The 13,494-nt window shown below is 46.4% G+C and carries 11 protein-coding genes and 1 pseudogene; 3 read left to right on the top strand and 9 right to left on the bottom strand.

Going from position 1 to position 13,494, the window contains the following annotated elements; translation table 11 throughout:
* Positions 1–22 precede the first annotated feature (22 nt).
* Positions 23–1,696 (bottom strand): PucR family transcriptional regulator ligand-binding domain-containing protein, encoded by a 1,674-nt coding sequence (locus tag ABNN70_RS10765; protein ID WP_353947777.1) that lies wholly within the window; start codon positions 1,694–1,696, stop codon positions 23–25.
* A 232-nt stretch (positions 1,697–1,928) separates the two neighbouring features.
* Between ABNN70_RS10765 and ald the strand changes: the two are divergent.
* Positions 1,929–3,076: pseudogene (ald, locus tag ABNN70_RS10760) on the top strand (alanine dehydrogenase).
* A gap of 199 nt (positions 3,077–3,275) precedes the next feature.
* Here ald and ABNN70_RS10755 read toward each other — a convergent pair.
* The 5 genes from ABNN70_RS10755 to ABNN70_RS10735 form a co-directional block, all read right to left on the bottom strand.
* The gene (locus ABNN70_RS10755; protein ID WP_353947776.1) at positions 3,276–5,198 is read right to left on the bottom strand and encodes an NAD(+) synthase; all 1,923 of its coding nucleotides are present in this window, start codon (positions 5,196–5,198) and stop codon (positions 3,276–3,278) included.
* A gap of 179 nt (positions 5,199–5,377) precedes the next feature.
* Complete coding sequence (locus ABNN70_RS10750; protein WP_353947775.1) at positions 5,378–6,175, bottom strand: serine hydrolase; 798 nt, start codon at positions 6,173–6,175, stop codon at positions 5,378–5,380.
* A 38-nt stretch (positions 6,176–6,213) separates the two neighbouring features.
* Entirely contained in the window at positions 6,214–7,113 is a 900-nt protein-coding gene (locus ABNN70_RS10745; RefSeq protein ID WP_129929536.1) for a C40 family peptidase, read from the bottom strand.
* A gap of 66 nt (positions 7,114–7,179) precedes the next feature.
* Entirely contained in the window at positions 7,180–8,262 is a 1,083-nt protein-coding gene (locus tag ABNN70_RS10740) for a dipeptide epimerase (RefSeq protein WP_129929537.1), read from the bottom strand.
* A 17-nt stretch (positions 8,263–8,279) separates the two neighbouring features.
* The gene (locus ABNN70_RS10735; protein ID WP_353947774.1) at positions 8,280–9,197 is read right to left on the bottom strand and encodes an LD-carboxypeptidase; all 918 of its coding nucleotides are present in this window, start codon (positions 9,195–9,197) and stop codon (positions 8,280–8,282) included.
* Between the two features lie 328 nt (positions 9,198–9,525).
* Between ABNN70_RS10735 and ABNN70_RS10730 the strand changes: the two genes are divergently transcribed.
* Positions 9,526–10,293 (top strand): hypothetical protein, encoded by a 768-nt coding sequence (locus ABNN70_RS10730; protein WP_353947773.1) that lies wholly within the window; start codon positions 9,526–9,528, stop codon positions 10,291–10,293.
* Positions 10,290–10,727: a hypothetical protein gene (locus ABNN70_RS10725; RefSeq protein WP_353947772.1), complete on the top strand. Its 438-nt coding sequence runs from the start codon at positions 10,290–10,292 to the stop codon at positions 10,725–10,727. The genes ABNN70_RS10730 and ABNN70_RS10725 overlap by 4 nt, the downstream gene beginning before the upstream one ends.
* Here the strand turns inward: ABNN70_RS10725 and ABNN70_RS10720 are convergent.
* From ABNN70_RS10720 to ABNN70_RS10710, 3 genes are all read right to left on the bottom strand, one after another.
* The gene (locus ABNN70_RS10720) at positions 10,724–11,176 is read right to left on the bottom strand and encodes a Fur family transcriptional regulator (RefSeq protein WP_129929541.1); all 453 of its coding nucleotides are present in this window, start codon (positions 11,174–11,176) and stop codon (positions 10,724–10,726) included. The genes ABNN70_RS10725 and ABNN70_RS10720 overlap by 4 nt on opposite strands.
* Positions 11,177–11,341: 165 nt before the next feature.
* Entirely contained in the window at positions 11,342–11,587 is a 246-nt protein-coding gene (locus tag ABNN70_RS10715; RefSeq protein WP_353947771.1) for a hypothetical protein, read from the bottom strand.
* Between the two features lie 94 nt (positions 11,588–11,681).
* On the bottom strand, positions 11,682–13,247 hold the full coding sequence (locus tag ABNN70_RS10710) for an ABC-F family ATP-binding cassette domain-containing protein (protein WP_353947770.1): 1,566 nt from the start codon (positions 13,245–13,247) through the stop codon (positions 11,682–11,684).
* Positions 13,248–13,494 lie beyond the last annotated feature (247 nt).

The following is a 13,494-nucleotide window of genomic DNA, read 5'->3' as shown; positions in this document are numbered from 1 at the left end:
TGATTCCGGTGAACTTTTCTCTTTATCTGTCTGTTTGATCGGTTTTCTCATTACCCAGCATTTCATAACTCAAAAGAGCCATCTCCAGACAGTAACGCTTATCCGGATCAAAGAAATTCTCGCCAAGAATCGCTTTGATCTTATCAAGACGGTTATACAATGTCTGTCTGTGAATATACAGTTGACTGGCCGTCTCCCCCTTGGATCCCCTGTACCTGAAATAAACAGACAGAGTATGGACCAGGTCCAGATGGTGGGTCTGGTCATACGTAATCAGTTTACCAAGATGATCGGATAGAAAAGCCCTTAAGAATGAATCAGGCACCGCCTTTAACAATTGATAAATACCCATATCCTCATAAAAACAGCAGGATTTCATACTGTCTGTCGACTGAGACACCTCAATCACCTGGCAGGCTTCCTTAAAACATTGGCCTGCCTCAGTCAGCCGCCTGAGTATTTTACCGAAACCGGCATGAAAAACCAGTCCCCCAAGTGCCTGATCAGCGAAACGCCTGAGTCCGTCAATTAACCTTTGAATGCCGTTTCTGAGAGAAGCCGGTGATTGCTCATTTACTTTCTCCCTGGCACATAAAATATAAATCTGGTTATTTTGCATCATCATCAGATGATGCATCCGGTAGCGTTTCAGTAACGAACGGGTCAGCACGGAAATGTCCTGATTAATCGTTTCCATCCGCTCCGGTCCTGCTTCAAGCACATTATGCTTAAATTCTATGATGCCCCCGATAAATAAATAATTCCCTTCGGCCATGGACAGGAGACCCATCCGCATACGTGCCTGATCTTCATTCTCAATCCGCCCGCTGATGAGGTCCTGTATCAGTTCATTTTGATTTCTCAGGATCTTTTCTTCAAGAAACTGCGTTCTGAGGAGGACTGTTGCCACCGCTTTAACCGTATAATCCAGGAGAAGAGTCATATATTCTGAAGGGCTGGGCTGATAAAAGATGATACCGACGAATGAAAAAACCTGGCCAAAACAAATCACCGGCTGAATTAGAATGAAGTGACTGTCATCCATCTGCCAGACTTTCGTTTCCTGAAGTTGTCCGGAATAAGAGATTTTATCATGAAAGAAGGCATTAATCTGCTCCGCCTCCCTTTTATCCACTGCCGGAAAGTACTTATTGGTATTGATCGATGAAAGATAAATAATCTGTCTTCCTGAGTAACTCTGCAGCAGACGGAGAATAGCCGGAATATCGGAACTCTGCAAAATCAAATGCTGCTGCTGCTGAGAGAACTTTTCAAGATTTTTCATCAGCCCAAAATGCCGGTTGATCAGATAAGAGTGGATATCCTGAGTAATTTCTTCGAATCTGACAGGCTGCCTGAACAAGATTAACGGGAAATGGCAGGCGTCGCAAAGGTCAATCACTTCATCAGGTATTTCATCAATTGTTGTTCCGAATTCGATGCACAGCCCGGCTGTCTCATGTTCAATAAGCTGACGCATATACTCAAGCCCGGATTGAACCGATCGCTTCAGCCATAATCCTGTGGTTAAAATCAGGTCATTTTTACTGACATAGGGCGCCGCATGGGTAATCTCCAGGATATGAACCCAGCGGACTTCGCGGTAAATACCGTCTTTCCCGGCTATCAGTTTTGACCGGCCGAATAAAGGACGTTCCAGAACATCTTTAACGCTGAAAGACATTTCTTCAACCATTTATGATCCCGCCCTTTATGTCATATTTTATATCATAAAATTGTCATTTTACATACCATTTATCAAAAATGTCAATTTCATTGTCAAATAAGTAGACACAATGTATGATGCATTCCATCCAAATTCTTTGTACTATTCTAACTATAGGATAACATACACCGATCAGTTGATCTCATACAAGGCGGTCAGGCTGTAATGACCGGTGGATCCAGTCCGAATATCAGAAGGGGGAATGGAAAGTGATTATCGGAATACCTATAAGGAACTGAAGAACAATGAACGTCGTGTGGCCATCACACCGGCAGGTACGTTCCATCTGGTCCAGGAAGGCCATACGGTTTATGTGGAAACAAGCGCAGGCGCAGGTGCAGGTTTTTCTGATGAAGAATATAAATCTGCAGGGGCTGAAATCACTTCGGCGGAAAAAGCCTGGTCTTCAGAAATGGTTATTAAAGTCAAAGAACCGGAACCTGAAGAATACCATTTCTTCCATGAAGGGTTAATTCTGTTCACCTATCTGCACCTTGCTCCTGCCGCCGGAGAAGCTCTGACAAAAGCACTTGTTGCCAGCAAAGTCGTTTCTATTGCTTATGAAACGGTCCAGCGTGCGGACAAAGTTCTTCCTCTCCTTCAGCCCATGAGCGAAGTAGCCGGAAGAATGGCGGTCCAGATCGGCGCTCAGTATCTGGAAAAATTCAGTGACGGGGCCGGCAAAGGCATTCTCCTCGGCGGCGTCCCGGGGTTTCACGCGGCAAAGTCACGATTGTCGGTGGCGGCATCGTTGGGACAAATGCAGCAAAAATTGCGGTTGGACTTGGTGCAGATGTCACCATCCTTGATATCAGTGCCGACCGTCTCCGCGACCTGGATGATATTTTCGGTACCTCTGTGAACACGGTGATGTCCAATCCCTATAACATTGCCGAAGCCGTGAAAGACGCTGACCTTGTTGTCGGCTGTGTTCTGATTCCCGGTGCAAAGGCTCCAAAACTCGTTACAGAAAAAATGGTGGCTGCCATGCCAAAGAACTCTGTTATTGTGGATGTTGCCATTGACCAGGGAGGTATTGTTGAAACATCGGATCACAGTACCACACATGATCACCCGACTTATATCAAGCATGATGTGATCCATTACGCAGTAGCCAATATGCCGGGTGCTGTGCCAAGAACGTCGACTCTGGCACTGACAAATGTAACCATCCCTTATGCAGCAAAAATTGCGGCGAAAGGTTACGTTAAGGCATGCCTCGAAGATGAAGCCCTGCTGAAGGGTCTGAATACGCTGGACGGTTATGTGACCTTTAAAGCAGTGGCTGACGCACACGGTTATGAATATAAAAATCCGCATGATCTTCTGGCCACAGCCAGCCATGCCTGACAGAACGTCCATTTTACGAAAACCTGACCATGCAAAAGATCCTCCTGCGAAAACAGGAGGATCTTTTGCGCACATGAAATGTTAAGAAAAAAAGCTGGAGCCTGCCAATTGACAGGTACGTACCCTGTCGTGAAAAACAGGTTCCGAAGTCACATAATATGTCATATAGCCGCTGCCCTCCAGGAGTTCTTTGCCGAATTCACAATTGAGCGAGCCATGTCTTAAAGGATGCATCAGAAGGCATACGCCAGTCGCCTCTTGGTGACAGGCTGACCGTGCCCACTTTTGGCCCGTCCGGAATGGCGGAACGTTTAAATTGCTGAGTAAAGAACCGTCTCAGAAAGACCTTCAGCCATTTACGTATGGTTTTTTCATCGTACACACCGGAAAATGCAGCTTTCGCCAGAAATAAAATGCGTTCCGGTGTAAAAGAACAACGGATAAAGTAATAGAGAAAGAAATCGTGTAGTTCATAGGGACCAACAATATCTTCAGTTCTCTGAATGAGTTTCCCCTCAGCACTTTTGGGAAGCAGTTCAGGAGTGACCGGTGTTTCAAGTATATCGAGAAGAATGGATGCCGTTTCCTTCGGGGTCTCCATGTCTGCGGCATATCTGACCAGATATCTGACAAGAGTCTTAGGAACCGAGCAGTTTACTGCATACATGGACATTTGATCCCCATTGTAGGTACTCCAGCCAAGGGCCAGTTCTGAAAGATCCCCGGTTCCGATCACCAGCCCCCCCTCCTTATTAGCCATGTCCATAAGAATTTGTGTGCGCTCACGTGCCTGGACATTCTCATACGTTACATCATGCACCTCAGGGTCATGTCCGATATCCTTAAAATGCTGCAGACAGGCAGCAACAATATTGATTTCACGGAAATCAGAACCGATCTGTTTACAAAGGTCAACAGCATTTCTGTAGGTTCGGTCGGTTGTTCCAAACCCCGGAAGCGTCACTGTGATGATATTTTTTGGGGGAAGTCCGATCAGATCGAATGTTTTCGCGATAACAAGCAGAGCAAGAGTGGAATCCAGCCCACCGGAAATGCCGATAACCGCTTTTTTTAATCCGGTATGTTCCATACGTTTAGCCAGTGCGGCCGTCTGAATACTGAAAATTTCTTTGCAGCGTGCCTCCCGCTTCGCTTCATCTGCAGGAACGAAGGGGTGCTGCGGCACTTTTCGGTCAAATGTTCCGAATGACAGCTGGTCAAACTCGAAGTGAATATCTACCGGCTTCCACGGGACCATCGACCTTGCTTCCCGGAAACTGGTATTTTTTATCCGCTGGAGATTCAGTCTTTCCACGTCAATCAGCGATGTTAGGACCTGATTTTCTCTTTGAAAGCGTTGATTGGCATTCAGTATTTTTCCATTCTCGGAAATGAGCATTTCGCCGTCGAATACGACATCCGTTGTCGATTCGCCAGTTCCGGTACCTGAATAAATATAGGCGGACATGCAGGAAGCGCTCTGGGAAGAAACAAGCTGTTTCCGGTAATCGGACTTACTGACCACTTCGTTTGAAGCAGAAAGATTACCGATAATATTCGCTCCGGCAAGGCTGAGGTGACTGCTTGGCGGCACAACGCTCCATAAATCTTCGCATATTTCAAAAGCAAATTGAAAAACACCGGCATGGAACAGCAGATTCACTCCGAAAGGTACGTTTTTCTGGAAGGGAAGATCGACTGTTTCGCTGATAATGTCGCGACCATGTGTAAACCAGCGCATTTCATAAAATTCTTCATAATTCGGGATGTAGCTCTTCGGGACAATACCCAGAATACGCCCATGGAACAAAATATAAGCGCAGTTATAAACGGACGTATGGACATTCAGAGGGGCGCCTGCAGCGATCACGATATCTTTATTCTTTGAAAAAGCGCATAAATCTTTAATCCCTTGCTCCGCCTGATCCAGAAGTGTTTCCTGCAGAAACAGATCTGCGCAAGTATACGATGTCAGGCACAGTTCCGGGAGCACGACAAGCTTTGCCTCCTTCTCAAGCGCCATACTGATGCACGTCTTAATGTTTTCTACATTGGCAGCCACATCGGCAACACGGGTTACCGGGCATGCGGACGCAACCCGGATGAAATTCATAGACGTCATTTAAGAACCTCCGATATCGGATATTTGTCTGTTTCAATTTGACTTTCTTAAAAAAATGGCCTCCCTTGAATTCGAGAGGCTTTTTCTATTTGTGTCCGATTATCCATACAATTCAGGTTCATTTTAGAACCCCTGACAAAGATTGTCAAACAGTCCATGCGTGAACAGGATCGCAGCCATCAATGCTGCATGGCTGTTTTCAGGATATAATCCCGTGCACGGAGTCCGATCGTCTGAATTGTATTCAGAATGGCCTGTCTGTCTTTTACTCCTTCAGAAAGAACAGCCAGATACAGATCATGCCCCTGATAAGTGAAAAACGCTGCGTCATGATCGACTTCATCCATTTCACCGGTCTTATTATAGACTTTTACAGGATCAGGCAGTTCATCAAATAACGCGGGGAGCTTATGGCGAAATTGCTGATGCAGAAACCAGTTCCCGATTTCTTCAGATACAGGTTGTCCTTCAGGGAAAATAAATTCTATAGCGCGACATGCATCGTGAGCGCTGATCATATTTTTCTTTCCTGCGTTTTCAGCAGCTGTATCCATCATTTTCCTTTCAATCCGTAAGTCTATAAACCCATGCTGTCTGGCCCAGGTCTGAACAGGACCTATGCCTAATAGATCCAGCATGAGATTAGTTGCCGTATTATCCGACACATTGATCATCAGAGCAAGCAGATCTCGGACCGACCAGTCCCGCCCGCTTAAGATCTGCAGGACACCCGAACCGCCAACTCTGTTTTCATCAGGAAGTCTCACTTTTCGGTCAAAAAAGTCCGAATCCGACAACGACCTGTGAACCGCATACAACAGAATCGGCAATTTAATCAGGCTGGCCGACAACATCGGAACATCAGCATGATGAGCATAGTGGAAACCTGTTGAACCGACTGCTTCGACCGCTATATGATGACCAAAAGGTTTTACAAGCGCTGATAAATCATGTGTAAATGCTTCATCCGGATTCATGTGTCTGCCCTTCCTTCACTGACGCGTCGATGATACCATTATTCCTTCCAGTAGCGTCTGACAGCACACAGTTCTTTCTCCAAGAGGGTGCCGGAAAGTGTCGTCAGACTGACAATTTTACCAGGGGTCGGGGAATGGATCATTTTTCCGTCGCCTGCATAGATACCCACGTGATGAACGTACCCTTTTCCTTCCTCATAGGCGAAAAACAGCAAGTCTCCCGGAAGCATGTCATCTTCTGGAATCGGCAGGCCATACCTGGACTGATCATCAGCATCGCGGGGAATCAGGTATCCGGCAGCTCTCAGCATCGAATAACTGAATCCGGAACAATCATATCCATAGGCACTCATTCCCGACCACAGGTAGGGCAGATCCATGAATCTAAACGCATTTTTAACGATTTCATGTCCGGTAAGCGGTGCCCTTCTGGCTGGAAAAGCAACGGCATTGCGATGAATATAGCCCTCGCCAGCCGGGCTGAGTACCTTAACGACCCTGTCGTCCTCGCTGACCAGCGGAAGACAGGTTCCAAAGCTGAGTTCAAACACCGGTTCACCACGTTTCCGGTACAACCGGGCGAATTTACTCTGAACCATCACCCTTTCCATTCCTGCAGGATCATACCGGGTATCTGCAATATGTGCCCGTCGCATCCAGCCGGGATAACCGCGCTTATCTTTCGCTGAACTCTGGGAAGGAACCACAACTTTTACCCAGTCTCCGTGCGTTTCATCAATAATGACCTCATCTCCAAACAGAACCTGAGACTGAAGACGCTTTTCCCGGCATAATGCAATCTTCTCTTCGTTTGTCATTTGTCTGAGCCATGCGGATAAATCCGGTATATCACTGAAAGCGTGTTGATCAACAGGTCTTACAGACCCCGGATTCGTCCATACAGTCGCTACAGGTACGGAAACCCATTTTCTTCCCATTGCCGGCACCTCCTCTCTTATTCTTTTACATTAGCCGCGCAATCAGCAACCCGATTGCCTTCATCTTTAGAAAACCACTTTATGGATGCCGAGCCCTGGTGCATCCGGCAGGAAGATTTCGTTCTTTCGGACACGGATGCCGCCGTTGACCGGATCTGAGGCAAACATCATCGGAGCGTCCACATCACAGCGAGTCACATTCTTTTTAGCAGCTGCAAAATGACAGGCTGCTGAAACCGCCACTTTGGATTCTATCATACATCCGATCATGCATTTTATACCGTATGCCTCTGCCAGATTGTTGATTTTCTCCGCTCCTGTTATCCCGCCGGCCTTCATTAATTTAATATTTATGATATCGCATCCGCGCATCGCCAGAAGCCGCGCAGCATCTCCTGGACTAAAAACACTTTCATCAGCCATGATTGGCGTTTCTACGCTGTCAGTGACCTGTTTCATACCTTCAAAGTCCCAGGCAGGAAGCGGCTGTTCGACAAGTTCAATATTGAGATCCATCCGTTCCATTTTTCGGATCGCCGAAATGGCTTGTTTGACAGTCCAGCCCTGATTGGCGTCGAGGCGTAATTTCACATGGCTGCCGACCGCTTTCCTGATACCTGTAACCCGCTCTATATCCTCCGCCGCTGTGGCTGCGTTGCCCACCTTAATTTTCAGCGTATTGAACCCTTTATCGACCAGATTCCGAGCATCCTGTATCATCTCATCTTTCGGATTCACGCTGACCGTATAATCTGTTTCAATCCGATTCGTATAACCCCCGAGCAGCTGATAAAGCGGCATGCCGGCAAGTTTACCGAGACAGTCGAAAACCGCAATGTCAAGAGCCGCTTTTGCGCTTGTATTATGTACCATCGCTTTTTCCAGAATGTCGCTGATCCGTTCCCGATGTTCAATGGAAAGGCCGATGAGTTGTGGGCGGATAACCTGCATAATGGCATAATCTATGCTTTCAAGGCTGTCTCCTGTGATCACATGCGTGGGAGGTGCCTCACCAAAACCGACGGTGCCGTCATCACAGGTAACAAATACAATGATACTTTCTGCTGTCGAGACGGTTCTCAGTGCCGTTTTAAAGGGCTTGATCAGTGGAACGGTTAATTTTCTGGTATGAATATCAACGATTTTCATGTTATCCCTCTGTTCACTTATTTCACACCCGGTTGAATCCACAGCTGCTTTCTGTCTGCGTCAAGTAAGGCTCCTGTACCCAGTGGCACAGCAAAGTGGGGCTGGCAGTGGCCAATCAGGAAACCACCTAAAGCCGGTTTGTCAAGAGGTAAAAGATAGCTGCTGATCACCTCTTCAATGGAGACAGATTCCTGTTCATCAGATGTCTCGATCCGGAAATTTCCAACAATAAAGCCGGCAGCCTGTGCCAGTTTACCCGAAAGACGCAGCTGATTAAGCATACCATCAACACGATAAGGGGCTTCCCCCGTATCTTCTATCAAAAGAATTTTATTTCTCGTGTCAATTTCAAAAGGTGTCCCCAGCGAACTCACCAACAGAGACAGATTACCACCGACCAGCTCCCCTTCCGTGCTTCCGCAGCAAAGGGTTTGAAGAGGCGATACAGATTCATCATATCTTAGCGTAGCCGGTTCGAACAGCTGTGAGAACAACTGTCTGGAAAGTAAGGGTACATTTTCCAGTCCCAGATCCGATGCAAGCATGGGACCGTGAAAAGTCACCAGCCCGGTATTCTGCCTGATCGCTGTATGAAGAAAGGTAATATCACTGTAACCCCAGAAAATTTTCGGATGAGAACGAATCAGCTGATAATCAATCCGGTCAGCAAAGCGGGCTGTTCCATAACCGCCGCGTGAACAGATAATCGCTTTACAGCGGTCATTGGCAAACATTTCATGCAGATCACTTAACCGATGCTCGTCAGGACCTGCCAGGTAGCCCAGTGTTTCACCTGTATGTTTCCCGAGAAGTACCTTGAATCCGAGCTCACGCAGCCAGCCGAGCGCTCTTTCCAGATTCTCAGGATCAGGAGGACCTGCCGGACTGATGATACCGATTGTGTCTCCTTCGTCCAGGTGAGTCGGTAAGATCATAACCATCGTCCCCTCTATTCATCAATCAGACATAAAGCCGTTTCCACAGGACGGGAACGACTTTATGATCCGGGTTTATATCGATAACAAACCGATCGGAGAAGTTCTATGAAATTAATATTAACGTGTTTTTACATAGATAACAAGATATTTCTGAACAGCAGATCAATATTCAGATGGTACTTGAGAATGTGATTAACTTCTTCGCTCTGACCCGTCTGAGATCACCTTTACTCTGTCTGTGAATATTAATTTTATTCCTGCAGAACAATAACATGACTCCAGAAATATGAATCCGGTGTATGTATTGATGTTGAAAGGAAAATGGATGACTCGACGTAATAAAGCTTATCTGAGTTGTTTTGGAACCGTACAGATCTATAGACGCAATCCCATTGTGATCGCCTGGTGGTCGGCAGCCTTCCCGGGTTTTGGACATATGCTTCTGAACATGCATTTAAAGGGCAATATTCTGTTTTTGTGCGAAATTCTCATCAATGTCTTTTCCAGATTAAACCTGGCTATGATGTATACATTCACAGGAGCATTTGAAGATGCCGGACTCGTGCTTGACCCCAGATGGTCGATTATCTACCTGCCTTTTTACTCCTTTTGCATCTGGGACAGCTACCGCTCAGCAGTTGACATGAATAAACTGACCTGTCTGGTTGATCCGGAGCCTGTCCGGATGAAAGTATTTGATATGAATGACTTTGAGATCTGTTATCTGGATAAGCGGATCCCCTGGATTTCAGCGGCGTGGTCTCTCCTGTTTCCCGGTCTGGGCCAGCTATATGCCCGTCGTACATTGACGGCTTTCTCTCTCCTGCTCTGGACATTAGTCATTACTTATTTTTCGCACGACCTGCAGGGACTGGTACTCCTGATGAAGGGCTGCGTGACTGAATCTACGCAGGTCGTTGATATGGAATGGATTCTGTTTTTTCCCTCACTCATTTTCGGATCCGCCTTTGATGCCTATACCTCCACGATTGCCTCCAACCGGCTCTTTGATAAGGAACTGGATGATTATCTGAAGGACAACTGGTCGCCGGACTGGCGTTTCCTGTATAAGAAGGGCAGGATGTATCCTTGAAAATCATACTGGCCATGTTTGAACATTCTATATTTGTTGAGATTGCTTTGACTTCCCTGAAAAACATGGAACACGGGTTTGAAAATATAGGTGCTGTTCCTCTGAAACATCCGCCCGGTCATTCCAAACTGTATGATGGTAAAAGTTATGTGGATTTAGGGTTTGTTTCAGGTACAGTGGCCGGCGTAATCGGGGTATGTCTCGGTTACAGATTGTACCCTGGTCCGATCCTCTGGGGAATCAGCGCAAGTCTGATTGGTTTTGTCGGTGGTCTCTTCGTTGATTATATCTATACAAAATTCAGGAGGCACAAAGAACCGGTTTCAAAAATACTTCTGCTCATCTCGTGCGAAGACAGGTTGCAGGATGCTGTTGAAGACTTGATGTGGAAAAATCAGGCATCAGGTGTTGCAGTTATCGATATTCGGCTCTAAACCTGCTCCTCCGGCTCCTTCTGATTCGAACGTTTCATTTCTGCCTGACAGCTTTTACAGTACCCGTAAATTTCAAATTTATGACCGGTCACTTTGAATTCAGGATCTAGTGTCGAAAGGTCCCGCATCGGGCAGACCTCGATGGTTTTCGTTTTACCGCAGCGAAGACAGATCAGATGATGGTGATGATGCTCCGAACAATGGAACTGAAAAACTTTCTCGCCGTCAAGTTCTGTTTCCTCCAGAATCAGCAGATCTCTGAACAATGAAAGATTACGATAAATGGTATCAAAGCTCAATCCCGGATAATTATCTTTCAGGGCGTTCTGAATATCTTTAGCGGATAGATAGCCCGTTTTACTTTCAAACAGATCCAGGATATCTTCACGTTTATCTGTATGTTTAAAACCCTTTGTTTTTAACAGGTTAAGTGCTTCATTCTTATTCATTTTTGCCACCCTCTGATTTTCACCTGTATCTCATTCTATAATAAATTTCTTAATACCAGCATAACAACTTTTTCATTGAAAAAACAGAGATCAACACCGATTTCCCTTTGAATACGAAAAAGAGGCCTTCCCATTAAAGGCCTCTTTTTATACCTGAATGATGAATTACCACAGAAAACCAAGTGCGAATATTGCAGCGATCGAAGCCAGAGCAACAGGAACACCCCAGCCCCAGCCCCATAAAAACAAACCGGGTCCGTCATGACCAATATCCTCTTCAGGTGTCAAATAGGCAAATTGCCCGTCAACATGATTCAGCGTCCCACGATGAACCGACCCATCATGGCAGCGAATCTCGACACACTGATTGAGTAAACCTCTACATCTCTCATGCAGAGCGTCATAAGACAATGGATTACCCCCTCACGCATTGTACTTCTCCCATATATTATGAACTGGCGTATTTCGGAGGCGCGGCACCTGTCCATTCATCAGGCGGATATTCTTATCCCCGTACATGATCCGCCCTGCTTTGTGATGACCAGTCTTCAATATTCCAGACTTTTGTCACCCATCTTTTGAAAAAGCTGCTTTCATGGCTGACGACAAGAACAGTCCCGGTATATTTCTCCAATGCTTCACTTAATGCTTCCTTCGCATCGACGTCCAGATGATTCGTCGGCTCGTCAAAAATAAGGACATTGCTTTTCAGGAGCATCAGCTGCCCAATTCTCACTTTGGTTTCCTCGCCCCCGCTTAACGTGTTCATCGGCTGACGCATATGTTCGGCATAAACCCCGCACTGTGCCAGATGCTGACGAATCACTTTTTCTTCCAGACGGGGAAACTGTTCTTTCATCCATTCAAGTGGCGTCAGATCCGGAGGTGCAGAAAGCTGTGCAAAATAACCAGGCATCACCCGATCCCCCGTAACCACTCTGCCGGACAATGGCGGGATCAAACCAAGCAGTGTTTTTAAAAAAGTCGTTTTACCAATCCCGTTATGACCGACCAGTGCGATCTTTTCCCCGCGAATGATCTCCGCATCTACAGGAGGAAGGAGCGGATGATCATATCCTGCCGTTAGTCTTTTAGCGGCAAAGATCGTCCGCACAGGCTGTCTGTCGACTTTGAAATGGAAGGAAGGCTTTCGAACGGTCGCAGGAGGATCCATGCGCTCTATTTTATCCAGCTGTTTTTCACGACTTTTTGCCTGCCGCGCGGTAGCAGTCCGCACCTTATTTTTCTGGATATACGTTTCGAGTTTCTTTATATTTCGCTGCTGCTGTCGATAAGCGATCTCCAGCTGTTCCTGACGCAGTTCATGCTGTTTCATAAAAGAGTTGTAATTACCGACGTAGCGTATCAGTTCATGATTTTCAAGATGATAAACGACATTTGCGATACGGTTCAAGAAAGCTGTATCATGCGAAACAACGATAAACGCATGCGGATAATCTCTCAGATAGTCTGTCAGCCAGTTAATATGTGCCACATCAAGATAATTAGTCGGTTCATCAAGCAATAACATCTCAGGCGCTTCAAGCAATAGCCTGGCCAGGCAAAGTTTTGTCAGCTGACCGCCACTCATCCGATTGACAGGGGTATCCATACCCAGGGCCGACAGTCCGAGACCCTCAGCCATTTCACTGATTCTGGCGTCAATGGTGTAAAAGTCATGAGCCAGCAGCTTATCCTGAAGTCTGCCGTATTCATCAATCCACGCCGGATCAACATCCGGCTGCTGCATTTTCATAGTCAGTTCATTCATCCGTGATTCGGCATTCAGAAGATCCTGAAAGGCACTTTTCATAAAGGTATAAATCGTATGATGCTTTCGAAAATGAAGATGTTGTTCAATCAGCCCAATATGCAGATTGCGCCTTTTTTCAATGCTGCCGCCGTCAGCAAGCAGCTGCCCTGTCAGTAATTTCAGGAAAGTTGACTTACCCGCCCCGTTTCTGCCGACGAGCGCAATATGTTCGCCCTCGAGCAGCCTGAAATTCATTTTTCTGTAAATCAGTTTGTCACCATATGAAAAAGATACATTTTTTGCTTCAACCAATAACATAATTCTTCCCCTTTCATGGCCATCGGTACGTCAGAGCCAGAAGGGCACGACGGTATCAAAAAAGGGACGGAGCCAGACGGCCCCGTCCCTTTCGCAGAATAATCACGATTAAGCAGAAGCTGTCCCTTATCCGAATTCCGTACTCGATTGGCCGCTGTTAATAAATAGGCAGACTTCACCCGTCTCAGGCCAATTTGAGTGTAAGAACATCGGATAAGAACATCAGGCTTCCACTTCCCTTCAAAAG

It is taken from the genome of Sporolactobacillus sp. Y61 (assembly GCF_040529185.1).
Classification (GTDB): Bacteria; Bacillota; Bacilli; order Bacillales; family Sporolactobacillaceae; genus Sporolactobacillus.
Note: the sequence above shows the minus strand (reverse complement) of the source record. Positions and strands in the feature narration are given on the sequence as shown.